A 22,702-nucleotide genomic window follows, 5' to 3' on the forward strand; every position below is an offset into this window, starting at 1 on the left:
CCCGACGCGCCTAGACGCGCGTCGTCTCCGGATACGACCAGTTGTCTCCCTGGTCGATGATGGTGATGAGCTCGCCGGGCACCCCCGCGCCCTCCACGGCCGCGGCCAGCACGGCCGCCAGCGGCAGCTCGCTCGTATCGTGCCCCAGCTCCACGATGGTCAGCCCCGCCTGCGAGAGCGCCAGGGCCTCATGGTACTTGATCTCGCCGCACACCAGGCAGTCCACCTGGTCGCGTAGCGCCGTGGCGGCCACGTCGCCCGCCGACCCCGTGGTGGTCACCACGCGCTCGAGCTCGCGGGAGAAGTCGCCCCACACGCGCGGCTGGCGCCCGAACACCGAGGTGCAGCGCGCGGCCAGCTGCCCGAGCGTGAGCGGCCCGTCGCCCGCCTTCACGGTGCAGCGCTGGCCGTAGCCCTTGCGCTTCGAGGAGGCGAGCGGCACCTCCACGCTGCGGAACTGCAGGTTCAGCATGCCGGGCAGCACGCGCTGTGCCTGCGCGCTCACGTCGAGCGCCGTGTGGTACGACAGCAGCGCCACGCCCCGCGCCACGGCGGCCCACACGAGCGCGCCGGGGTTCGCCGCCACCGAGGAGGCCGGCGAGAACGAGTCGGGCGGCTGCAGGAAGGCGGGATGGTGCGTCACGAGTACGTTCGCCCCCATCGACGCGGCCTCCTCCACGGCATCCACCGTGGGGTCGAGCGCCACGGCCACGCCCTCCACGAGGCGCGCCGGGTCTCCCACCGTCATGCCGGTGCGGTCCCACGCCTCGGCGTCGGCCGCCGGGAACTCCTTGAGCAGCGCGCGCTCGAGCGCACCCACGGTCATGGTGGGCAGCTGCTTCGAGAGCGGCCCCGAGGCCCGCTGGGCGAGGCCCCTCTGCACCTTGTCCTTCTTCGATCCAGCCATGTCGATCATCTTCCTTCCCGCACGTCGCCGACCGTTTGCTTCACAGTATGAGGTCGATCTCGCGCCGGTCGCCCGTGGCGGTGGGAACCGTTACCGTTCGATAACCGCATTCGTACATGAGGCGGTAGGCCGCCTCCACGTCGCGCGCCACGTGCTCGGGATGGTGCGCGTCGGTGCCCACGGTGCACGGCACGCCCGCGCGGCAGAACCGGCGCAGGAGCGCCGGCGCGGGGAACATCTCCTTGCAGGCGTAGTACGACCCCGACGTGTTCACCTCCACCATGCGCCCCGCGGCCGCGCACGCCTCGGCGGCCTGCTCGTAGAGCGGGGCCACGTCGTAGGTCGGGTAGTAGGCGAACTTCTTGGCCAGGTCGGGGTGCGACATCACGTGGAACGGGGCGTCCGAGGACACGGCATCGCACCACAGCTCGAAGTAGCGGCGCCAGATGGCGTCCGGCGCGCCCGGCTCGTCCCAGCGGCCGCGCTGCGAAGGGTCGTCGAAGGGCCAGGCGTCCACGAAGTGAACCGAGCCCAGCACGAGCTGGAACGGGGCGAGGTCGTCCTCCCCGATCGTGCGGTCGTCGTCGGCCCCGAGCCAGTCGAGCTCGCAGCCCGCGATGATCTCGAGTCCCGGGTGCCGCTCGCGCGCCTCGTCGATGGCTGCCAGGTACTCTCCCACGCGCGCGGCCGGCATGGACAGGTAGTCCCGCGGATCGAACGCCTTCGAGAGCGGGTAGTGCTCCGTCACGGCGAGGGTCGTCACGCCGGCCGCCTCGGCCGCGGCGGCGAGCTCCTCCACCGTGCCCTCGCCGTGCCCGCAGAACGAGGTGTGCGCGTGCGTGGTCACCAGCTCCATGTCAGCTCCAATCCAGCACGCCGGCGACGGCGCCGAGGAAGGCGTCGACGTCCTCCTCGGTCGTGCCGCGTCCCATCGAGATGCGCAGCGCCCCGTGCGCACGGTCGTCGTCGATGCCGAGCGCATGCAGCACGTGGCTGGGCGCGAGCGAGTGCGACGAGCAGGCCGAGCCGCCCGACACGCCGAACCCGCGCAGGTCGAAGCGCAGGATGAGCGTCTCGCTCTCCAGCCCGCGCACCAGCACGTGCACGATGTTCGGCAGGAACTCCATGCTGCCCGGCGCCACGTCCACCGTGGCCTCCACGGCGCCGTGGGCGGACAGGCCCGCGTAGAGCCGGTCGCGCAGGCCGCGCAGGCGCGCCGCCTCCCGCTCCTGCAGGCTGCACGCCGCGTGCGCCGCGGCGGCGAAGCCTGCGGCGCCGGCCACGTTCTGCGTGCCGCTGCGGCGCCCCGACTCTTGGCCGCCGCCGATCGCCTGCGCCTCGAAGGGGGTACGCGCCCTCAGGTACAGCGCGCCCACGCCCTTGGGGCCGCCCACCTTGTGGGCCGAGAACGACGCGGCGTCCACGCCCCACGCCCCCACGTCCACGGGCGCCTTCCCGAGCGCCTGCACGGCGTCGGTATGGAAGAGCGCGCCCGCCCCGTGGGCGGCGCGGGCCAGCGCCGCGATGGGCTGGATGCTCCCCACCTCGCTGTTCGCGGCCTGCACGCTCACGAGCACGGTATCCTCGTCCAGCACGGCCTCGAGCGCGGCCGGCTCCACGAAGCCCTGGCGGTTCGGCGCCAGGCGCGTCACGCGGAAGCCCTCGGCCTCGAGGCGCTTGGCGGGCGCGAGCACGGCGTCGTGCTCCACGGCCGTGGTCACGATGTGCGGGACGAAGGCGCCCGCGCCGCCGCGGCGGCGCTCGGCGGCGGCAGCGCGCGCGATGCCGAGCACGGCCGCGTCGTCGGCCTCGGTGGCACCCGAGGTGAACACGACCTCGTCGGGGCGCGAGGCGCCCAGGTCGCGGGCGAGCGAGCGGCGCGCGTCCTCGAGCGCGGCGAACGCGGCGCGGCCGGGAGCGTGCAGCGAGTTCGCGTTGCCCCCCACGGCCAGGTTGGCGCGGCCCGGCACCTGGTAGGGCGCCATGGCCTGGGCGGCCTCCTCGCACAGCGGCGCCGTGGCGGCCCAGTCCAGATAGACGTAGTCGTTTGCGTCGAAGGAGGGCATGCCGCCTACGCCTCCTTCCGCGCAGCGAGTGAGGACAGGCGTGCCTGCTCGGCCGTCGCGGCGATGCCGGCGAGGGCGCGCGCCGGGTCCTCGGCGGCGAACACGGCGTTGCCGCACACGAGCACGTCGGCCCCGGAGGCGGCAACGAGCGGCGCCGTGGCCATGCCGATGCCGCCGTCGACCTGGATGAGCGGCGAGGCGCCCACGGAGCGCGCGAGCGCGGCCACGCGGGCCACCTTCTCCTCGCTGCCCTCGATATAGCTCTGCCCGGAGAAACCGGGCTCCACGCTCATGACCAGCACCATGTCCAAGTCGGCGACGACGGGCGCCAGCACGCCGGGCGCCGTGCGCGGCTTGAGGCTGACGGCCGCCTTGGCCCCGGCCGCATGGATGGAGGCCACGGCGCGGGCGAGCCCGTCGGCGTCCAGGACCTCGGCATGCACGGTGACGAGGTCGGCGCCCGCGTCGAGGAACCACGGCAGCTGCTCCAGCGGGTTGTCTATCATGAGGTGCACGTCGAGCGGCAGCGCCGTGGCCTTCTTCAACTGCCTCACTATCGGCACGCCCATGGTGAGGTTCGGCACGAAGTGCCCGTCCATGACGTCGACGTGCACGTATCCCGCACCCGCCTCCTCGATGAGGGCGATGTCGCGCCCGAGGTTCATGAAGTCGGCCGACAGGATGGACGGTGCGATCTTCACCGGTTCGAACATGAGGGACTCCTTATCCGGGCGTTGCGGGCTCTTTGACCGTCCCCCATTCTAGCGCAACGCCCCGCGCCGCCGCATGCCCGGCCCGGGGTACGCGAAGAAAACCACACGTGGGCGGCACGCCGCGCTCCCGCAGAGCGTTCCCTCCCGCCCTCCCAACATGCCGTCCCCCTGAACCAGCCGGCCGGAGGGATGCGGCCGGCGCGGGCCGGCCCGGCGCACCCGGAAACCCGCGAAGCCGACTGCATGCGCCGGGACAGCCGCCCTCGCACGCACGCGGCCGGCCGGCTGGTGCGGGAAGGGGAGACCGCATATCCTCCCCCTCCTCACTCCCCTGCGGCCAGCACGAGCGCGGGCTCCCGGCGCAGCGCGGCGCAGGTGGGCACGAGCGTGGCGGCAAGCACGAGGACGAAGCCCGCCAGCGACACGACGAGCCCCTCGCCGAACGCCAGGCCGGAGAACGGGGGCATGCCCACCGCCGAGGCCACCACGGCGTTGGAGGCGATGACGACCGCCATGCCCGCGAGCGTGGCGGTGACCGCGTGGACGAGCGCCTCGCACGCGGCGGCCGCGAGCAGCGTCCCCGGCCGCGCGCCGGCCACAACGAGCAGGGCCACATCGCGGGTGCGCGTCTTCGACGTCATGACCACGCTCGCCGCCGCGCCCACGGCGCAGAGCAGCACGGGCCCGCCCAGGAGGAGCACCGAGGATGTCCAGTCGAGGGTCGCGCTGTAGCCGGTCAGGCCCTGCTGGCGTATATACCCCTCGAGCAGGCCCCCAAGCGAGAAGATGCCCGCTACGAGGGCGAAGCCCACCATGATGGGGGTTTCGGTCGAGGTTGAAGCGGCAAGGCCATAACGCGCGGTGCGCCGCGCCAGGTACCAGGCGTGCAAACGGCGTTGCGGCACGGGCGCCGTCCAGGCGGCCATCAGGGCGGAAAGGGCCGCAGGGGCCACCGGCACCAGCGTCGCTACCATGAGCAGCGGAAGGAACAGCGAGTTGCTCAGCGCGCGCAGTTCGGCCCCGAACAGCGACGAGGCGATCTGCCATGCGCCAAGCCCCAGCACGGCGGACACGAGGGCGCGCATCGCCGTAACCCCCTTGCGCGCGGCCTCCGGCTCGCGCAGAGCGGCCACGGGAGGCATCTTCGCCGCGCTGCGAGCGCCCCGCGCGCCGCCAACCAGAAACACGCACGCAACCGCAGCCCACACCGCAGGCATGAGCAGCAGCCCCGCGTCGGGAACCACCTGGTCGATAGGTTGGTAGTCGGGCGAGCTGAACACAATCGGGAACAGCGGGGCGAACGAGGCGGCCTCGATCGAAGTGCCGACTGCCGCACCGAGCACCGCCACCACGGCCAGCTGCGCAAGCACCACCGCGGCCACCCGGCGCGGGCTCACGTTCGCCAGCTGCCAGAGCGCATAGCTTCGCCGCTGCGCCGATACCGTCAGGCCGGCCACCGAGGGGAGCACCGCCACCGCCGCGACCGCGGAGAACATGATCACCGACGCCGCGAGCGATTCCGTGTTCGGGTACGTTCTCGCCGTGGCTATCAGCGACGCCGCGAAGCCGCCGACGAAGCCGCAGGCCACCGCCACGCAGAACGCTCCCGCCCAAGTGGCGGCGTGGTCGCGCAGGTCGCAGAGCACAAGCCGGATCATCGTGCCTCCTCCAGCGCCTCGAGGATCTCCGCCGGGGTCGATCGTCCCAGCTCGCGCAGCACCCGGCCGTCCTTCAGCACGAGGACGCGGTCGGCCATCGAGGCGGCCTCCAGGTCGTGGGTCACCATGACCACCGAGCGCGCCGGGTCGTCGGCGATGCCGCGCAGAAGCCCCAGCACCTCGCGACCGTTCTTCGAGTCCAGCGCGCCGGTGGGCTCGTCGGCGAACACCACGTCGGCCCCGCCCGCGAGCGCCCGGGCAATGGCCACGCGCTGCTGCTCGCCGCCCGACATGTCCGCAGGCCGGCTCTTCGCACGGCCCTCCAACCCCACGCTCGCGAGCACGGCGCCCGTCTGAGCGGCCGTGAGCGGACGTCCCGCCAGGCGCGCGGGCAGCGACACGTTCTCGCCCGCCGTGAGCGAGGGGATGAGGTTGTACGACTGGAAGATGAAGCCCACGCAGTCGCGCCGCGTCTTGGACAGCTCGCCGCGGCCCGCGCCCACGACCTGCCTCCCCATCACCTCGATGGAGCCCGCGTCGGCCTCCTCCAGCCCCGAAAGGCAGTAGAGCAGCGTCGACTTGCCCGAACCGCTCGGCCCCACGATGACCACCATCTCGCCGGGCATGACGCGCAGGTCGACGCCCCGCAGCACGTCGACAACCCGCCGCCTGCTCCCCCTTCCCGTGCCGAACGACTTCCTCACCTCATGCGCGGAAACGGTGGCGCGCGTGCGCCCTTCTGCAGCTACCATTCGATCTCCTTTGATTTTGACAGCACTGACCTGGGCGAAGCATCTTTCGCCTGGTTTCAGCCCTCTGAACGAGCGGTTTCGAGATTGGCGCGCCGGGCACCTTAGCGATCGCCCCGTGCTGTTCGCAGCGCCCTGATCGCAAGGCACACGATGCCGCCGACGGGCCACGCCAGCAAGAAGAAAGCCGCGGCGGGCGTGAACGCCAGCACGAGGCCGACCGCCGTCGCCGCGCACATGACCGCCGCGTAAGCGCCGCGCTCGCGCTTCGCGCGACGGGCGCGCGCGGCGAGGTCGTCATCGCCCATCGCCGCGATCTGCTCCTCGCTCATGCCGCCGAGCGATCTCCGGTTGTAGCGCGCGAGGTTGCAGCGCGAGCCCAGCAGGCAGCCGCGCACGACGACGAACGCGCCGGCCGCGGCGCACACGAGGAACGCCGCGCCCGCAAGCCACACGTCCGCCTGCAGCACGATGGTCGCGGCCAGCCCCGCCATGAGGAGCACGGCGCCCACCACGAGCCCCGTGGTCATGAGGGAGCGCGCTTGGCTTCGCTGATCGGCCGTGTAGAAGTCGTCGACGAAGGGATGCTCCTTGCGAAACGCGCTGCGCTCGAACGATGCGGGGAGGACGAGCGCGAGCCCGACGGCCGCGCCGACGAACACGGTCACGGTTGCGAGGTTCCGCACCTCGGGCACCGGCACGAACGCGGGGTCGGACAGCAGCAGCGCCAGCGCGGCGCCCAGCATGACGACGGCGATGCCAAGCGGGAGCTTCCATGCGAACGTGCGCATGGCCTGGTCGTAGCCGGTCACATCCTGGGGCTTGCCCGCCGGCACGCGAGCGGTCCCGTCAGACGGGCGTGCGGTCAGATCGCCGCATACCAGCTCGTCGAGCGTGCAGTCGAACAGGGCGCACATGCGCAGCAGCTTGTCCATCTCGGGGTAGGCGCGCTCGGCCTCCCACTTCGACACCGATTGGCGGCTGACGCCCAGCAGCATGGCGAGCTGCTCCTGCGTCATGTTGCGCGAGGCGCGCAGATGCTGCATGTTGTCGCGAAAGCTCATTGACCCATCCTTCGTTCGTGCGATCGATGCCCCTATCATGCAGGCGCCCCGGTGCCCGCTCAACCAACTTGCGGCTTCTTTTTCGCGGTTCCCCCGACAACTTCCGGTAGCGAATCGCAGGTCAAAGCCAAGTATACCGCAGCAACGAAAAGTTCCCGCTCGCGGCCGCGAGCGGGAGGCGCGTCCTGCCGCCGCCTGCCGCCCGAAGGTGACGCCTTGATGCAGAAGGGGCCTCCGGCGCGCCGCAGCGGCCGCGCGCGCATTATAATGGAGGCCGTCCACGACCGAGAGAAGGTGCGCCATGACCGGCCCCGCCCCCACCTACTTCGCCTACCGCACGCCGCTCGGGCACGTGACCATCGCCTCGGACGGGCAGGCGCTCACGGCCCTCGCGTTCGGCGAGCGCGAGCTGGAGGGCCGCAAGCTCGCCACCGAGCTCACGAACCGCGCCGCCAACCAGCTGCAGGAATACCTCGCCGGCAGGCGCCGCGCGTTCGACCTGCCGCTCGCCCCCGCCGGCACGGAGTTCCAGCGGCGCGTGTGGGCGGCCCTGCGCGAGGTGCCCTACGGCCAGGCACGCTCCTACAGCGACGTGGCGGCCGCCATCGGCAGCCCCCGCTCGTGCCGGGCCGTGGGCAGCGCCTGCAACAAGAACCCGCTGCCCGTCATCGTGCCCAGCCACCGCGTGGTCGGCGCGAACGGAAACCCCTCGGGACGCGGCGACGACGCGAAGGCCAAGGCGTACCTGCTGGACCTGGAGCGGCGCGCCCTGAAGGCCGAGGCGCAGGCGAAGGGGCCGACGGCCCGCACCTGAGAGGGGCGTTGTCGGACGTCCGAGAGCCGGGCGGGGAACTGGCCGGAACCGCATGGGCCGAACCGCAGCGCCTCGGAGTCTCAGAGCCGCCTCAACCGTAACGTTGAGGCAATGGCACGGGCAGCGGCCCGCGCGCCATCGCCTATAATCGTCACGTGCGCCGCGCAGGCACGCCCCGCACGGCCATTGCGTCCCCGACCCCGAGGAGAGCCCGTTCCATGAGCGTCTACACCGGCAACATCGTGTCCGGCCTTCTGACCTTCCCGCTGATCGCCTTCGCCATCACGCTGCCCTACATGGTCTACCAGTACCGCAAGTTCGGCTCCATCCCCTGGCTGCGCACGCTCATCGTGTACTCGTTCGTCTTCTATATGCTCGTGGCCTACTACATGGTCATCCTGCCGCTGCCCGAGAACCGCTCGGCCGTGGTGCCCTACGCGGCGCACCCGCAGCTCGTGCCGTTCCACTTCGTTCAGCTCATCGCGGACAGCTCTGCAGCCTCGCTCGCGGACCCCTCCACCTGGCCGGGCCTGCTGCGCAACCCCAACGTCTACGAGGCCTTCTTCAACGTGCTGCTGCTGGTGCCCCTGGGCATGTACTTGCGCTACTACTTCAGGCGCACGTGGTGGCAGACGCTGCTCATCGGGTTCGCCACCACGCTGTTCTACGAGACGTCGCAGATCACGGGATTGTGGGGCCTGTACGCGCATCCGTACCGCCTGTTCGACGTGGACGACCTCATGCTGAACACGCTCGGCGCCATGGTGGGCTTCTGGGCGGTGGGGCCCGCGATGCGCGTGCTGCCCGACATGCGGCTCGTGAACATGGAGGCACGCGAGGAGGGGCTGCGCGCCAGCGTCACCCGGCGCGCGTTGTCGTTTCTGATCGATATACTGGCGTCCCAGGCGGCGGCCGGCCTCCTCGCCGGGGTTTTCAGGATGCTGGGAGCGCAGGCTGCCATCGAGGCCGCAGGCGGTAGCTGGGACGCAGCGGTGCGGGGCATAGAGCTGGCCTCGCTTGCCGTGCTCTTCGCTCTCGTGCCGGCGCTCACCCGCGGGCAGACGCTCGGCCAAAAGCTGCTGAAGCTGCGCATCGTGCGCCCCGACGCCTCGCCGGCGCGTTGGTACCAGCCTGCGGCGCGCTACGGTCTGCTGCTCCTGTTCGCCTGGGTGCCGTTCGCCCTGTTGTCGGGCATCGTGGGCCTGGACACGGGCCGAACAGGCGAGATGGGTGCGCTCGCGGCATTCGCAGCACGACACCAAGCGGGCATCATCTGGGCCTGGCTCGCGTTCATGGCCGCCTGGGCCGTGTCGCTCGGCGTGCGCGCCGTGCGCGCGGCGGTGCTGAAGCGGCCGTTCGTCATGCTCAACGGCGTGTTGTCGAACACGCGGGTCATGACCGTGGAGGGCGTCGAGCTCGAACGCGATCGCCGGACCGTGATGGACGTGGCCGAGGTGGCCGCGCTCGAACGCCGTATAGCCGAGGACGGCACGCCGCTCGCCACGCTCATGGAGCGCGCGGGGAACGCCGTGGCCGACGAGGTGCGCGCCTGGGTGCCCGACCCCTCCCCCGTCGTGGTGCTCGCCGGCTCCGGGAACAACGGCGGCGACGGCTGGGTATGCGCCCGCGCGCTGGCCGAGGCGGGCTACCCCGTGACGCTCGTCGCGCCCGACCTTGCCGAGCGCCTGCATGCCGAGCCGGCGCGCACGACGGCGCTCGCGGCGTTCTCCGACGCGGCAGCACGCGACCTGCCGCTCTCGGTGCTCATCGCGCCCGATGCCGACGTGCTGTCCGACGCCTTCGAGAAGGCAGGGGCCGTGGTGGACGCGCTCCTGGGCACCGGCTTCTCCGGCGACGAGGTGCGCGAACCGTACGCAGCTTGGATACGCGCCGCCAACCGCCGGCGGTTCGAGGGCGCGCGCGGCAGGGGCCGCGGCCGGCATCGCAAGCGCACGCACGAGCGCGGGGAGCACGAGCGGCCCCGGCGCACGCTGCCCGCGAAGGCGAAGGGGGCGCCCTTCGCCGTGGCCGTGGACGTGCCAAGCGGCCTTGCGGCCCAGACCGGCGCCGCAGCACGGCCGACGTTCGCCGCCGACCTGACCGTGACCATGCTCGCGTTCAAGCCCGGCCTGGCAGGGCCCGCCGCCGCCCCGTGGACCGGCGCCGTGAAGCTGGCGAAGCTCGGCGTGGACGTGCCCGCCCTGCGAAACGAGCTGCGCGGCAACGCGGCCGGCGACGGGGCGGGAGCCGATGCCCAGGCCTAGCGCCCGCGCCTAGCCCTCCACCTTGTACACGTAGAGCCCGGCCAGGGAGCCGTCTTCGTAGAAGCTCACATTGAACTGGGCTTTCTGGTTCTCGTAATCGGCACGTTGGATGACGGTGACGGCCGATCGGCCGGCCGGCTCGCTCTGGCCGTACTTCACATCTGTGAAGCCCTCGAACGCGCCGAACTGGTCGAGGGCGCCGCCCAAGCCCTGCTCCAGCTTCTCGGCGGTCGCGTTCTTGTCATCCCAGCGGGCAGCCACCTCGTCGAAGTCGCGCGCGTTAACCAGGTCGATGACCTCGCGCGCCTGCGCGGTGACGGCAGCCTCGTCCGCCCAGGCGGGCAGCCCCTCCCGATAGTTCTCGTCCGAGGCGCTCGACCCGCAGCCCGCCAAGCACAGCACGGCCAGCGCGGCCACGAGCACCGCCGCTGCCAGCATCCTCTTCTTCATAAAGCCGCTCCTTCCACCACAGGGTACCTAGCTGATGCGGAATCCGACAAGCCTGCCGTCCTCGGCGATGCCGACGGAGTAGACCAGGTCGTCGTTCTCGCAATGCGCCTGCTGGACCACGATGGCCGCCACGCCGTCCGCGCCTCCGTCGTAGTGCGCGAAGGACACGTCGCCGTACGATTCGAAGCCGCCCACGTCCTCGGCCGCCCGGGCGGCCTTCTCGAAATCAGAGGCGGCCGGCGCGGGCTCGCCGAACAACGCCGCCAAGCCATCGTAATCCCTTGCAACGAACAGGTCTATCGCATCGCGCGCCTGCTCGGTGACAGCAGCCTCGTCCGCCCAGGCGGGCAGTCCCTCGACATCCTCCTGGGCCTTTCCGCCCGCTGCATCCCCCGAGCTGCATCCCACCAAGCCGAGCATCAGCGTCACGGCTGCCAGCAAGGCGACGAGCACCAGTCTTTTCCTCATGGAGCATCCCTCTTCCTCCGAGCCCAGCCGGACCCCCGGCCGTTCCCGCCATCCACGTTCTCCGCCCGACCATCCCCAAAGGATATCAGAAACGCACCCTGTCGGCACAAAAAGACCCTCCTCCGGATGGGGGGTCCGGAGGAGGGCCATGCAGTGCGCACTGAGGAGAAGGGGAAGGTGCGCATGCTTCACGTGCCCGTCGAAGGTTTGAGAGAGAGGGGGGGGTTCACACGAGAGACGAGACGACGGGTCACTCGAATAGGTTGTCTTCTACTTGCTGCTCCTGCCCGACTCCAGCTCCTCTTGGGTGCCGGTGTCGTTGCGTATGGACGATCCCATGAGGTCGTCGGCCACGCTCTTGTCGATGCCCAGCTCGGCCATCATGCCCTCGACTTCGCCCACGCCTTCCGCCAAGTGCCCGGCCTCGGCTGGATCGAGGTACTGGAGCAGTGCGAGCAGCTCGCCCATGTGCTCCTTCTCCTCGTCGGCGATATCCAGGAACACCTTGCGCGCCACCTCGTCATCGGTAGCCACCGCGTGCGCCTCGTAGAGCATCTGGGCCTCCAGCTCGCCGGTCAGCTCCACGCGCACGGCCTGCACGAGCTCCTGCTTCGTCATCGTGCGCGGGACATTCGCGACGAACGGGTTTGCTAGCTCGGGCATGGCGTGCTCCTTCTCGATGCGGTCCGCTGCCGTTTCCGGCGCGGAGGGGGTCGTCGTTTCGGACAAGCAGTACCTTAAGCCACCGCAGCACGTCCCACAACGCGATTCCCCCGACGGTAAGCCCCCGGTCATCGCGTTGTCACCGCCCCGTTAGATAAAGCGCACCCTCGCGCTCATAGAAAGCCGGAGCGGGGGCGGGCGCGCCGCAAGCCCCCGCGCCATGGGAACGCCCCGGACGCACGAGACAGGGAAACCGTCCTCCCTGCGTTATACTTGAAGGCAATGCAACCGAATCGAGAGGGGCGGGACGAAGATGGAATGGGATGCGGAGCTCTACGACGGGCAGCACGGCTACGTGGGGGCGTACGGCGAGGCGCTCGTGCAGCTCGTGCGCGAGGAGGCCGCCCGGCGCGGTGACGGGGCCGCCCCCCTGCGCATCCTCGACGTGGGCTGCGGCACGGGGGCGCACCTGGACGCGCTCGCCGAGATCGGCCCCGTCACCGGCGTCGACTCCTCGCCGGAGATGCTGGAGAAGGCGCGCGCAAGTCATCCGAAAGCCTCCCTCGCAGAGGCGGACGCCTGCGCCCTGCCGTTCGAGGGCGCGTTCGACGTGGCGTTCTCCAACGCCGTGTTCCATTGGGTGCCCGACCAGGTGGCGCTGCTCAAGAGCGTGGCAGGCGCGCTCGACGACGGCGGCCTGCTCGTGGCCGAGATGGGCGCCCACGGCAACATCGCAGGCATCGAGGAGGGCTACACCCAGGCCCTGCGCAAGCACAGCGGCGACTACTCGGGGCGGTTCTGCTTCCCGAAGGAGGCGGCTTACCGCCGCCTGCTGGGCATCGCCGGCTTCGAGGTCGAGCAGATGGAGGCGTTCGACCGCCCCACCCCGCTCGCCGACGGCAGGGAGGGCCTGCGCCGGTTCGCCGAGCAGTTCTTCGCGAAGAGCCTGCACCTGTACCGCGAGGACGAGCGCGCCGCCATCCTCGACGATCTGGAGCAGGCGTGCGAGGACGACCTCTGGGACGAGGGGGCCGGCTGCTGGGTCGCCGACTACCGCCGCCTGCGCTTCACCGCCCGCAAGGTCCGCTCCGTTCGCGGCGCCGGCGGCATGGCCCAGCTAAGCGTCCTGGGCTCGTAGGCCGCCGGAACCCTACAGCCCGTAGAACTCGGTGGTGAGGGGCCGGCTCGTGAGCGTCTTGGCCACGTCGCGCGGATCGGCGCCCTCCCACACCACGCTGCGCACGACATCGGTGATGGGCAGCTCCACCCCGTAGGCGTCGGCCAGCGTCTTGAGCGTCCGGCAGGCCAGCGCGCCCTCCACCACCATGTGCGTGCGCTCCGTGAACTCCTCGAGGGTGCCACCCTCGGCCAGGAGCTTGCCGAAGCGGCGGTTGCGCGAGTGCTCGGAGGTGCAGGTGGCCACAAGGTCGCCCGTGCCGGCCAGCCCCATGCACGTGAGGGCCTGACCGCCGCAGCGCACCACCAGCCGGCTCATCTCGGCAATGCCGCGCGTCATGAGCATGGCCGCCGTGTTGTCGCCGAACCCGATGCCGTAGGACACGCCCACCGCGATGGCGATGACGTTCTTGAACGCGGCGCACAGCTCCACGCCGATGACGTCGTCGCTGGCGTAGGTGCGGAAGGCGTCGCTGGCGAACAGCTCCTGGAAGAACGCCGCCGTCCCCGCGTCGGGGCTGGCCACCACCGTGCCCGACGGGATGCCGCGTATGACCTCGGCCGCGAAGTTGGGGCCGGAGAGCACGGCCAGGCGCGTCGCATTGCCCATCTCGGCCTCGAACACCTCCACCGGCAGAAGGCCGCTGCCCTCCTCGACGCCCTTCGAGCAGACGATTACCGGGAAATCCTCGCCCACGAGGCCGGCCAGCCGGTCCGCCACGTCGCGCATGATGCTCGACGGCGTGACGATGACGGCGGCGCAGGCGCCCTCCAGCACCTCCTCATGCGAGGAGGTGGCTGCGATGCGCTCGGACAGCACGACGTCGCTCAGGTAGCGCGGGTTGCGGTGATCGGCGTTGATCGCCGCCGCCACCTCGGGCTTGCGCGCCCACAGCCCCACGTCGTGCCCGTTGCCGGCCAACACCTGCGCCAGCGCCGTCCCCCAAGAGCCTGCCCCGATAACCGCTATCCTCATCCTGAGCCTACGCTTTCTTCTTGTCGCCTATCCTGCTCTCGGTGCCGGCACGCAGGCGCTTGATGTTCTCGCGGTGCGCCCACACCACCGTCAGCCCCGCCAGCGTGCACAGGGCGACGGCGATCCAGTCGCCCCAGAAGTAGTACAGCGAGAAGAACGGGCAGGACAGGGCCGCGGCTATCGAGCCGATGGACACGCGCTTCGTAGCCACCACCAGCACGATGAATATGAGCAGCTCCAAGCAGGCGCCCACCCAGCCGAACGTGACGAACAGGCAGCCCACGGCAACCGCGATGCCCTTGCCGCCCTTGAAGCCCAGCCAGGGGCTGAAGATATGGCCCCACACGCAGCCGAGGAACGCGACGGCCAGCAAGGTGTCGTAGCTGACGAGCGCATCGGGCGCCAGCCCCCCGCCCGGCAGGAACTGCCAGCTGAACCACCAGGCCAGCACGCCCGAGAGCAGGCCCTTGCCGAAGTCGAGCACGAACACGGCGTAGCCGCCCACCTTGCCCATCGTGCGGATGGCGTTCGTGGTGCCGATGTTGCCCGAGCCATGCTCGCGCAGGTCGGTGTGGTAGAACACCTTCGAGATGATGAGGCCCCACGGAACGGAGCCCAGGAGGAATGCCGCGACGAACAGCGCGGCCGCAACCAGCAGATCCTGCATCGTACCCCTTAGTCCTTCTTCTTGAACTTCAGCTTCACCGGCGTGCCCACGAGGTCGAAGCCCTCGCGCAGGCGGTTCTCCAAAAAGCGCTCGTAGTTGTCCGTGACCAGGTCGGGCCGGTTCACGAAGAACGTGAAGTACGGCGGGCACGTGCCCGTCTGCGTCACGTACTTCATACGCAGAACGGCCTTGCCGTTGCTCACCGTGTGCCCGCCCTCGCGGATGCCGGAGAGCCACGTGTTCAGCTTGTTCGTGGGGATGGTCTGGCTGAAGTTCTCGTACGCCTCGTCGATGGCCTCCCAGATGCGGTCGACCTTCTTGCCGGTGAGGGCCGAGATGGCCACGACCGGCGCATAGCCCACGAACGTCATGCGGTCGGCGATGCGCTCGCGTATGTCGGCCTTGGCCTCGGGTCCTTCCACGAGGTCCCATTTGTTCAGCACGATGACCATGGCGCAGCCGCGCTCGGCCGCGTAGCCCGCCACGCGCTGGTCCTGGTCGGTCAGGCCGAGCGTGGAGTCGATGACGAGCAGCGCCACGTCGGCGCGGTCGATGGCGCGCATGGCGCGCACGAAGCCGTAGTACTCCACGTCCTGGTCGATCTGGCTCTTGCGGCGCAGGCCCGCCGTGTCCACGATGGTGTAGAGGGTGCCGTCGTGCTCGACGGCCGTGTCGATGGCGTCGCGCGTGGTGCCCGCCACATCGGACACGATGGAGCGGTCGCCCTTCGTCATCTTGTTCGTGAGCGACGACTTGCCGGCGTTCGGGCGGCCGATGATGGCCACGTTGATGGAGGGTTCCTCCTCCTCGTCGGCGGGCACTTCCGCACGGCGCAGCTCTTCCACCACGGCATCGAGCAAATCTCCCGTGCCATGGCCGTGCGTGGAGGACACCGGCCAGGGATCGCCCACCCCCAGCTGGTAGAACTCCCACAGCTCGTCGGTGCGGTTCGGGGTGTCCATCTTGTTCACCACCAAGAACACCGGCTTGCCCGCCTTGCGGAGGATGCGCGCGACGGCCTCGTCGTCGGCGTTGATCCCCGTCTTGCCGTCCACGATGAAGATGACGACGTCGGCCTCGTTCGCGCCGGCGATGGCCTGCGCGCGGATGGAGCCTTGGAAGGCGTCGTCGTCGCCCATCTCGATGCCGCCGGTGTCGACGAGCTTGAACTCGACGCCGTTCCAGTCGGCCTCATGGTACGAGCGGTCGCGCGTGACGCCGCGCATCTCGTGGACGATGGCCTCGTCGGCCTGGGCTATGCGGTTCACGAAGGTGGACTTGCCGACGTTCGGCCGTCCGACCACCGCGACGAGTGGCAGGGGCATGATGGCACCTCACAGGTTGGTTCGGTCAGGGGCCGGGCTCTCGCGCCCGGCCAAGTCGACGATCTCCCGCAGGAAATCGGACGCGTTACAGGATACCACGGCAAGGGGGGCGCCCGCGCCCTTTTCCATATCCTCCAAACTCATGTCATCGAGCGTCACCGAATCGTCGTTGAATATGACGCGCGGGAGGAGGAACAAGGTGCGCGATCGCGTTTCGCTGTCCTGCCGCACGGCCCCGCGCACGGCCGCCGCTATGTCGCAGCCGCAGAGGAGCCCCGTCACGTCGACGTTGCCGCCGAAGAATCCGTTCTCCACGTAAAGGGGTTCGAACAGGCCGGCGAGCGGGCTCGCCGCCGCCAGCGGCCCCAGGAAGTGCCGCGTGGCGCAGCCGGCGATGTAGCGCGCCCGCAGCCCGGCCGCCCGCAGCGCGTCCGCGGCACGCTCGGGCAGGCCCGCCGCCGCGGCTTGCTCCCAGTCGTCCACGAACGAGCGGATGATGCCCACGCCGTCCTCGAACATGCCGAAGTCGCCGTAGTGTCCCGCTGGCGGCAGGTTGTCCAGCAGCGTGGGGCCGTAGGCGTTATGGTAGAACTCGTCGGCCGGAAAGGCCCACATGCTCCCGCGCTCGGCGAGCGCCCGCCGCTGGAACGGCACGACCAGGTCCATGACGGCGCGCGACGACACGGGATCGTTGAAGCTGCGGTCGAAGACGCTCTGGTGCTTCGTGAAGCCCAGCGGCACGATGCACACGTCCAAGATGCCGGGACGCGCATAGGCCCAGGTCAGCGTATCCTCGAGCACGACCCCGTCGTTCTGGCCGGGCACGAGCACGATCTGGGCGTGGAACTCGATGCCGGCGGCCAGCAGCCGCTCCAGCACGTCGATGCCGTGCTGCGCATGCCGCCCGATCATACGGCGGCGCACGTCGGGGTCGGCCACGTGCAGCGACAGGCGCAGGGGCGAGATGCGCTGCTCCACGATGCGCTGCTCGTCCTCGGGTTTCAGGTTGGTGAAGGTGACGAACGTGCCCGCAAGGAAGCTCAAGCGGAAGTCGTCGTCGCGCAGCGTGAGCGACGAGCGCATGTCATCGGGCAGCTGGCGCATGAAGCAGAAGGTGCAGGCATTGCGGCATTGCCTCACCCCGTCGAACACGACGCCCTCGAACTCGAAGCCCCAGTCCTCGCCCTCGCCGCGCTCGAGCTCCACGACCCCCTCGTCGCCGTCGAGGTCGATGTAGCCGAGCTCCATGACGTCGTCGGACGCGAGCCATCGCCAGTCGATGAGGTCGCGCACCGGCCAACCGTCCACGCTGGTCACAAAGCAACCCGGCTCGAACCCCGCGTCGTCGGCAGGACTCCCCGGCGCCACCGCGCGCACGAGCGCCCGCGGCGCGTTGGACTCGCCGATCCGCGCCGCGCGTTCGATGTCCTTGGAGGGATAGGTGCTCATGAACAAACCTTCACTTTGCCAAAAAACCCTTCGATGACGTCAAGCACAGCCGGCCATGACAAGCAAGAAGCATAGGAAAATCTCGCACCATATGCCTGCCACAAGCTTGACATCTCCCTGCTCGATCTAATTTCCCGAACAATCACGTCAATGCGATCTCCAGCTACCGACGTGCCCCTTTTGCCGCATGTGTTGACGAAGGCTTGCCGCAACACCGCTTCATCGATGGGCACGGACTTCGTTTTCTCAAGCACGAACAGATCGTAGAAATCGCGCATCCTGGTGTTGGCAACGCCTCGGGCCACAACCGTTTCCAGCTTCTCAGCTATCAAGGTCTCGGCATTGTACGCCATGATCGCAACTGAGCGATTCTCGAACATCAGCCTGTACTCGAACCTCAGCTCGCTCGGGGTGATTGCCTCATCGGTTGAAAAATCGAGCTTCATGGGGATACGTATCCGCTCAAGCGTCGCTTGCAGGTAAACCCTGATGCCGGGGTATTCGTCGTCGTCCATAATGGTTTCGACTTTTTCGATCTCGAAAGCCATGCTGTCGTCAAGGGAAATGGCGCAGATCTCATCCACGACCGCGCGGATGTCTTCCTTGGTCAAAGGAAGGCTTTTGATCGTCGTATCCACATCCATGGTCGAACGGGCTTCCAATCCGACTAGGGCGGCTACAAGAGTGCCACCCTTCAAGATGAGATTCTCGCGATAAGGGGAAAGCGAAAGCCTTTCCAAGAAGCGCTCCGTCGCGTACGTCCGCATGAGCATCTGCGCTTTGGCGCTATCGCCCATCGAAAGGTTGCGAATCTTTCCTTTGAGCTGTTGGGCTGTGCGGATCATCACAGGAGCACCTCCAGGTAGCGGCTCAAGACCTTCTCGACGGAGAGCGCCTTCGCATAACGCATCAGCAACGGGATATCTTTGCCCTTGCGTCGGACGTAGCTCTTCAGAGCTCCTTGCAATTCTTGCGCTTCCACGAATCTGCGCTTGCGCACGATATCGCACACCGTCCTCTCGGCATTGTACACACGCACGGTGTGCCCAAAGGGCGTTTGAATCTCAATAACACCTAAAGAGAAGAGTTCGGAATTCACCTTGTGCACTCGCACCCCTTCACGCGCCAAATTGGAAGAGCTGGCGCCCGCCTTCAAAGTGATGCTGTAGCGATCGGGCTCGCGATCGGTGAGTCCAAGTAGGAACAAAGCCGTCTCGTGAGAGAACACCGCACCCGGATAACGGGTCTGCAAGACGAACATCCCGTCATCCCACGCATCTTGGGCTCTGTAAAGGCCTTTGGCCACCCGCTCCATTCCGTTGGCCCGCACGTAATCGCCGACAAAAGCCCTCGAAACGCCTGCCTCAACCGCGTCGGACGTTTTCAGATACCCGAGTCCTTCCTCGACCAAAGCGTCCAGAAAAGCTGTCTTTTCCATAACACCACCTTACATTCACGCCCTGATTGTATTCGAATTGGGCGTGAATGTAAATCATAGCCATGCCCATGAGCACGCTATTCCCACCGGCTCCGATATATCGCACGCATCTCCTCGTCCGTCAGGGTCGAGCATGCTCCCTCCCCTATGCCCGCAAAGGCCTTGAGAGCGGCTTTCTTTTGATCACGTCCATCCTGCCGGTTGAGCCGAGTGCAAGCTGCGGCGCTCCAAGGCTGGATCTTCCTCAGCTTGGGGCCCAGCTTGCGACGCGCTATCTCGGTGTCGTAGGCGGCCTGGCCGCGGAGCCAATAGCCGTTCGCCCACGATACGCCTCGCTTCCGTCTATCATGACGTCCCTCGATAGCATAGGACAATAGTATCATGATTCCTCAAACCTCACGACGAGCAGGCCGTCCTCGTGGCGGGCGCTCGCGACGTCGCGGCCGCGCAGGTGGGCGGGCAGGGGGATGCGGCAGCGCTGGTTGGCCAGCGACACCACGAGGGCGTCGCCGTCCTGCACGAGGTCGAGGTCGCGCTTGTCGAAGAACGGCGCGGGCACCACCAGCTCGCAACCGCCCGCCCCCTCGCGCGCGCCCGCGGCCCCGACGGGCGTCAGCAGCTCCCCAGGGTCGACGTCGCCGAACAGCTCGCGCGCCGCCTCGCGCAGGCCGTCCGCGCCCCGCAGCTCGCCGTGGCGCAGCATGAGGCGCAGCACCGCCGTGCCCGAGAACGAGCGCTCGATCTCGTCGAGCGAGGCGCGCTGCAACTCGGTCCAGCGGTCGAAGTAGCCCTCGAGCGCCGCCTCCGGGTACAACCGGTTCACCACCACGGCGTCCACATGGTAGCCGTAGAGGCCGAGCCACGCGAACGCGCGCTTCGCCTCCTTCACCACGATGCGCTCGGCCGTGGTGACCACGCGCAGGCTCACGCGGCCCGTGTCGGTGAGCAGCCCGCGCAGCCGCTCCAGCCGCCCGACCAGCGAGGACAGCTCGTCGAACAGGGCGTCGTCGGGCAGGGGGATCTTCATGACATGCTCGATCACCGGGCCGCCCACCTTGAGGGCCTTGCGTTTCAGCGGCAGCGCCCGCTCGATGAAGTCGCCGAACTGCTCGGGGTACTTCAGCAGCGAGAGCGTCTCGCCGGTAGGCGCGCAGTCCACGACGAGCACGTCGTAGGCTCCCGCCTCGTCGATGTCGAGCAGGACGCTGAGCGAGAGCAGCTCCTCCAAGCCGGGGAACACGAACAGCTCCTCGGCCTCGATGCCCGCCTCCTCGCCGTTCGCATGGCTCGTCATGACCGCGCGCAGGTAGCCCTGCAGGCGCCCCCAGGTGGCGCGGCCGGCCACGACGGGGTCGATCTCGAGCGCGTCCAGGTTGGGCGCCACGCCCACCGGCTCGCCTTCCACGGGAAGGTCGAACGCGTCGCCCAGGCTGTGGGCCACGTCGGTGCTGACCACGAGCACGCGCCGCCCTCGCTCGGCCAGGTGGAGCGCCGTCGCGGCGGCCACGCAGGTCTTGCCCACGCCGCCTTTGCCGGTGTACAGGATGATCCTCATGATCGCCTTCCCCTCCTAGTCGATGTCGATGGGCCGCGCGCCGCGGCCTCGCCCTGCGTCCTGCGGCCGTCCTCCGGGAGCCTCCAGCACGCCGAGGGCCGCATCGGAGAGCGCGCGCACCGCGCACGCCGCCGCATGGCGCACCTCCGGCGGCACGAGCGAGGCCACGGCCTCGGCCTCGAGGCGCTTGGCGTCCAGCAACTTGGACACGAACTCAGCGTTCATCCTCTTCCCCTTTCGCGAACTCCACGCGCAGCACGCCGTCGTCGAGCTTGGCGGAGGCCACGTCCATGCCGGCCAGCACGTTCGGCAGCGGGATGCAGCGCGTCATGGGGCCGACGCGCACTACAAGGTCGCCGCCGGCCTGGTAGAGCTCCATCGCCCGCTTGTCGGCGAGCGGAAGCGCCAGCATGAGCGCCCAGCCCGCGTCCGTCCTCTCGTAGCGCTCGTGCTCCACCGGCGGCGCGGCGGCGAACACGGCGTCGTCGGGCAGCTCGGCCGCGAGCCGTCTCACGGCCTCGAGCCCGCAGACGTCGGCGCCGTACCAAGGGACCTGCGCACGCGGCAGGTCGCCGAACACCTGCGCGAGCTCCTCCATGCACCGCTTTTGCACGTCGGCCCACTCGGCGAAGAAGCCGCCTTGCGCCTCGGGGGGCAGCACGCGGTTCACCACGAGGCCGTCCACGCGGTATCCGAACAGGTTCAGGTAGAGGAAGTTGCGCTTCGTCTCCTCCACCACCATCTTCTCGGGCAGCGCCACGATGCGCACGGAGGTGCGCTCGGGATCTTTGAGCAGCTGCTGCAGCTCGACGAGCCGCGCGTAGAGCCGCTCGATGTCCGACATGGCGCGCCTGTCGGGCAGCTCCAGCTTGAGCAGCTTCTTCGACAGGGGCGAGAGCACCCGCAGGGCCACCTTGCCCGCCGGCAGCCACTTCTCCAGGTACCAGCCGAACAGCTCCGGGAACTTGAGCAGCGCGAGCGTCTCGCCGGTGGGCGCGCAGTCCACGACGATGCGGTCGTACGCGCCGCACTCCGCGAAGTCGATGAGCTTGAGCAGGGCGAACAGGCCGTCCATGCCCGGCATCGCCGGCATCTCCCCGTCGTCGGCGTCCCCGCCCATGCTGGAAGCCATCGACAGGGCCGAGCCCACGAGCGCGCCGTACTCCTCCTCCATGATGCGGTCGGCGTCGAGCTCGACGGCATCGAGGTTCTCCGCCACGCGCACGATGGCCGCGCCGACGCGCCGATCGAGCACGTCGCCCACGCTGTGCGCCGCGTCGGTGCTGGCCAGCAGCGTGCGATGGCCCTCGGCGGCGAGCTTGAGCGCGCTCGCCGCCGCGACGCTCGTCTTGCCCACGCCGCCCTTCCCCGTGAAAATCCGGATGCGCGCCATGCCTCGTCCTTCCTTCCTCATGCGAATAATTCTTTATTCGAACTATTGGGCCGAAAAGAGCGGCCGCCTCGGCCGCGCCGTCCGCGCCTGCTCGCGCCCCGCCTCACTCGATGGCGATGCGCCTCGCTGCGCTCTTCCCCGTCGCCGCTTCCCCGCGCTCGCCCGCCTCCTGCGCGAGCAGGGCGGGAATCCGGCCGAGCGCCTTGAGGAACACACGCCGCTCCTCGTCGGAGAACCCCTCGAACACCCGGCCCATCATCGAGCCGACGGCGTCAACCACGGAGGCCACCTGCGCGCGCCCCTGCTCGGTGATGCGCACCACCATGACGCGCTTGTCCTGGACGCTGCGCCAGCGCTGCACGAGGCCGCGCTTCTCCAGGCGGTTCACGATGCCCGTGGCCGTGTTGAGCGGGACACCCACGTACTCGGCGAGGCGCGACATGGAGGTCTCGCCCGTGCGGTACACGTGCACGAGCGCGAGCATCTCGTTCTTCGAGCAGTCCATGAGCGCGCTCTGCCACCAGTCGGCGGAAAACGCGTCCTTCGCCGCGTCGAGGAACTCCCAGTACGCCCCCTCGAACTCCCCGCCCGAGGCCTCGCCCTTCACCATCAATACTTCCTTTCTCGAAGTATTTTCATTCTGCCACCGAAGCAACAGGTTGTCAAGCAACCGGCAAACACGAACTCCAGGAACGGCAGACCCGCCCTCCCCCGAGGAGCGGCCCGAGTACAAGCCCTCCCCCAGGACCCCCCCACACGCAGCAGGCCCCCGGGCCGACATGGTCCGGGGGCCTGCGATGTAAAGGAAGCATCCTCCGCGAGCGCGACGCCCTATCCTCCCACAGCCTGGCGCTGCAGTACTTTCGGCGATGGCGGGCTTAACTTCCGAGTTCGGAATGGGATCGGG

23 protein-coding genes and 1 rRNA gene are annotated in these 22,702 nt (G+C 69.2%); 3 read left to right on the top strand and 21 right to left on the bottom strand.

Going from position 1 to position 22,702, the window contains the following annotated elements:
* Positions 1-10: 10 nt before the first annotated feature.
* The 7 genes from C1877_RS12190 to C1877_RS12220 all read right to left on the bottom strand — a co-directional run bounded on the left by C1877_RS12190 (position 11) and on the right by C1877_RS12220 (position 7,157).
* A complete protein-coding gene (locus C1877_RS12190; protein ID WP_015538885.1) occupies positions 11-916 on the bottom strand; it encodes a Nif3-like dinuclear metal center hexameric protein in 906 nt (301 codons plus the stop codon).
* A 31-nt stretch (positions 917-947) separates the two neighbouring features.
* The gene (locus tag C1877_RS12195; protein WP_015538886.1) at positions 948-1,763 is read right to left on the bottom strand and encodes a histidinol-phosphatase HisJ family protein; all 816 of its coding nucleotides are present in this window, start codon (positions 1,761-1,763) and stop codon (positions 948-950) included.
* A 1-nt stretch (position 1,764) separates the two neighbouring features.
* The gene (locus C1877_RS12200) at positions 1,765-2,973 is read right to left on the bottom strand and encodes a cysteine desulfurase family protein (RefSeq protein ID WP_114569292.1); all 1,209 of its coding nucleotides are present in this window, start codon (positions 2,971-2,973) and stop codon (positions 1,765-1,767) included.
* Between the two features lie 5 nt (positions 2,974-2,978).
* Entirely contained in the window at positions 2,979-3,686 is a 708-nt protein-coding gene (rpe, locus tag C1877_RS12205; protein WP_114569293.1) for a ribulose-phosphate 3-epimerase, read from the bottom strand.
* Positions 3,687-4,009: 323 nt separating this feature from the next.
* The gene (locus C1877_RS12210) at positions 4,010-5,344 is read right to left on the bottom strand and encodes an FtsX-like permease family protein (RefSeq protein WP_114569294.1); all 1,335 of its coding nucleotides are present in this window, start codon (positions 5,342-5,344) and stop codon (positions 4,010-4,012) included.
* Complete coding sequence (locus C1877_RS12215; RefSeq protein WP_114569295.1) at positions 5,341-6,096, bottom strand: ABC transporter ATP-binding protein; 756 nt, start codon at positions 6,094-6,096, stop codon at positions 5,341-5,343. The genes C1877_RS12210 and C1877_RS12215 overlap by 4 nt, the downstream gene beginning before the upstream one ends.
* Positions 6,097-6,197: 101 nt before the next feature.
* Positions 6,198-7,157 (bottom strand): helix-turn-helix transcriptional regulator, encoded by a 960-nt coding sequence (locus C1877_RS12220; protein ID WP_114569296.1) that lies wholly within the window; start codon positions 7,155-7,157, stop codon positions 6,198-6,200.
* A gap of 301 nt (positions 7,158-7,458) precedes the next feature.
* On the opposite strand from C1877_RS12220, the gene C1877_RS12225 reads away from it, so the two are divergent.
* Complete coding sequence (locus C1877_RS12225; RefSeq protein WP_114569297.1) at positions 7,459-7,971, top strand: methylated-DNA--[protein]-cysteine S-methyltransferase; 513 nt, start codon at positions 7,459-7,461, stop codon at positions 7,969-7,971.
* Between the two features lie 218 nt (positions 7,972-8,189).
* Complete coding sequence (locus tag C1877_RS12230; protein WP_114569298.1) at positions 8,190-10,235, top strand: NAD(P)H-hydrate epimerase; 2,046 nt, start codon at positions 8,190-8,192, stop codon at positions 10,233-10,235.
* Positions 10,236-10,244: 9 nt separating this feature from the next.
* Here C1877_RS12230 and C1877_RS12235 read toward each other — a convergent pair whose 3' ends face one another.
* The 3 genes from C1877_RS12235 to C1877_RS12245 all read right to left on the bottom strand — a co-directional run bounded on the left by C1877_RS12235 (position 10,245) and on the right by C1877_RS12245 (position 11,816).
* Complete coding sequence (locus C1877_RS12235; RefSeq protein WP_015538888.1) at positions 10,245-10,685, bottom strand: DUF3887 domain-containing protein; 441 nt, start codon at positions 10,683-10,685, stop codon at positions 10,245-10,247.
* Between the two features lie 27 nt (positions 10,686-10,712).
* Positions 10,713-11,153 (bottom strand): DUF3887 domain-containing protein, encoded by a 441-nt coding sequence (locus C1877_RS12240; RefSeq protein WP_173014920.1) that lies wholly within the window; start codon positions 11,151-11,153, stop codon positions 10,713-10,715.
* Between the two features lie 270 nt (positions 11,154-11,423).
* Positions 11,424-11,816: a demethoxyubiquinone hydroxylase family protein gene (locus C1877_RS12245; protein ID WP_041238900.1), complete on the bottom strand. Its 393-nt coding sequence runs from the start codon at positions 11,814-11,816 to the stop codon at positions 11,424-11,426.
* Positions 11,817-12,129: 313 nt separating this feature from the next.
* Here C1877_RS12245 and C1877_RS12250 point away from each other — a divergent pair, with 313 nt between their 5' ends.
* Positions 12,130-12,954: a class I SAM-dependent methyltransferase gene (locus C1877_RS12250; protein ID WP_015538890.1), complete on the top strand. Its 825-nt coding sequence runs from the start codon at positions 12,130-12,132 to the stop codon at positions 12,952-12,954.
* Between the two features lie 12 nt (positions 12,955-12,966).
* On the opposite strand, the gene C1877_RS12255 is transcribed toward C1877_RS12250, so the two are convergent.
* The 11 genes from C1877_RS12255 to rrf form a co-directional block, all read right to left on the bottom strand.
* On the bottom strand, positions 12,967-13,968 hold the full coding sequence (locus C1877_RS12255) for an NAD(P)H-dependent glycerol-3-phosphate dehydrogenase (protein WP_114569300.1): 1,002 nt from the start codon (positions 13,966-13,968) through the stop codon (positions 12,967-12,969).
* A 7-nt stretch (positions 13,969-13,975) separates the two neighbouring features.
* Positions 13,976-14,635 (bottom strand): glycerol-3-phosphate 1-O-acyltransferase PlsY, encoded by a 660-nt coding sequence (gene plsY / locus C1877_RS12260; RefSeq protein ID WP_015538892.1) that lies wholly within the window; start codon positions 14,633-14,635, stop codon positions 13,976-13,978.
* Between the two features lie 8 nt (positions 14,636-14,643).
* Entirely contained in the window at positions 14,644-15,960 is a 1,317-nt protein-coding gene (gene der / locus C1877_RS12265) for a ribosome biogenesis GTPase Der (RefSeq protein WP_015538893.1), read from the bottom strand.
* A 9-nt stretch (positions 15,961-15,969) separates the two neighbouring features.
* Positions 15,970-17,409 (bottom strand): DUF512 domain-containing protein, encoded by a 1,440-nt coding sequence (locus C1877_RS12270; protein WP_114569301.1) that lies wholly within the window; start codon positions 17,407-17,409, stop codon positions 15,970-15,972.
* Positions 17,406-18,254, bottom strand: a complete 849-nt coding sequence (locus tag C1877_RS12275) for a nucleotidyl transferase AbiEii/AbiGii toxin family protein (RefSeq protein ID WP_114569302.1) — start codon at positions 18,252-18,254, stop codon at positions 17,406-17,408. Before C1877_RS12275 ends, C1877_RS12270 begins: the two co-directional genes overlap by 4 nt.
* Entirely contained in the window at positions 18,254-18,847 is a 594-nt protein-coding gene (locus C1877_RS12280; RefSeq protein ID WP_015538895.1) for a type IV toxin-antitoxin system AbiEi family antitoxin domain-containing protein, read from the bottom strand. The genes C1877_RS12275 and C1877_RS12280 overlap by 1 nt, the downstream gene beginning before the upstream one ends.
* A gap of 379 nt (positions 18,848-19,226) precedes the next feature.
* Complete coding sequence (locus tag C1877_RS12290) at positions 19,227-20,402, bottom strand: ArsA family ATPase (RefSeq protein ID WP_114569303.1); 1,176 nt, start codon at positions 20,400-20,402, stop codon at positions 19,227-19,229.
* 15 nt (positions 20,403-20,417) lie between these two features.
* Entirely contained in the window at positions 20,418-20,627 is a 210-nt protein-coding gene (locus C1877_RS12295) for a hypothetical protein (RefSeq protein WP_114569304.1), read from the bottom strand.
* On the bottom strand, positions 20,617-21,795 hold the full coding sequence (locus tag C1877_RS12300; protein ID WP_181813848.1) for an ArsA family ATPase: 1,179 nt from the start codon (positions 21,793-21,795) through the stop codon (positions 20,617-20,619). Before C1877_RS12300 ends, C1877_RS12295 begins: the two co-directional genes overlap by 11 nt.
* 103 nt (positions 21,796-21,898) lie before the next feature.
* Positions 21,899-22,405 (bottom strand): MarR family winged helix-turn-helix transcriptional regulator, encoded by a 507-nt coding sequence (locus C1877_RS12305; RefSeq protein WP_181813849.1) that lies wholly within the window; start codon positions 22,403-22,405, stop codon positions 21,899-21,901.
* Positions 22,406-22,613: 208 nt separating this feature from the next.
* Positions 22,614-22,702 (bottom strand): 5S ribosomal RNA (gene rrf / locus C1877_RS12310); the annotation flags it as partial.

The sequence above is a fragment of the Gordonibacter pamelaeae genome (assembly GCF_003340385.1).
Classification (GTDB): Bacteria; Actinomycetota; Coriobacteriia; order Coriobacteriales; family Eggerthellaceae; genus Gordonibacter; species Gordonibacter pamelaeae.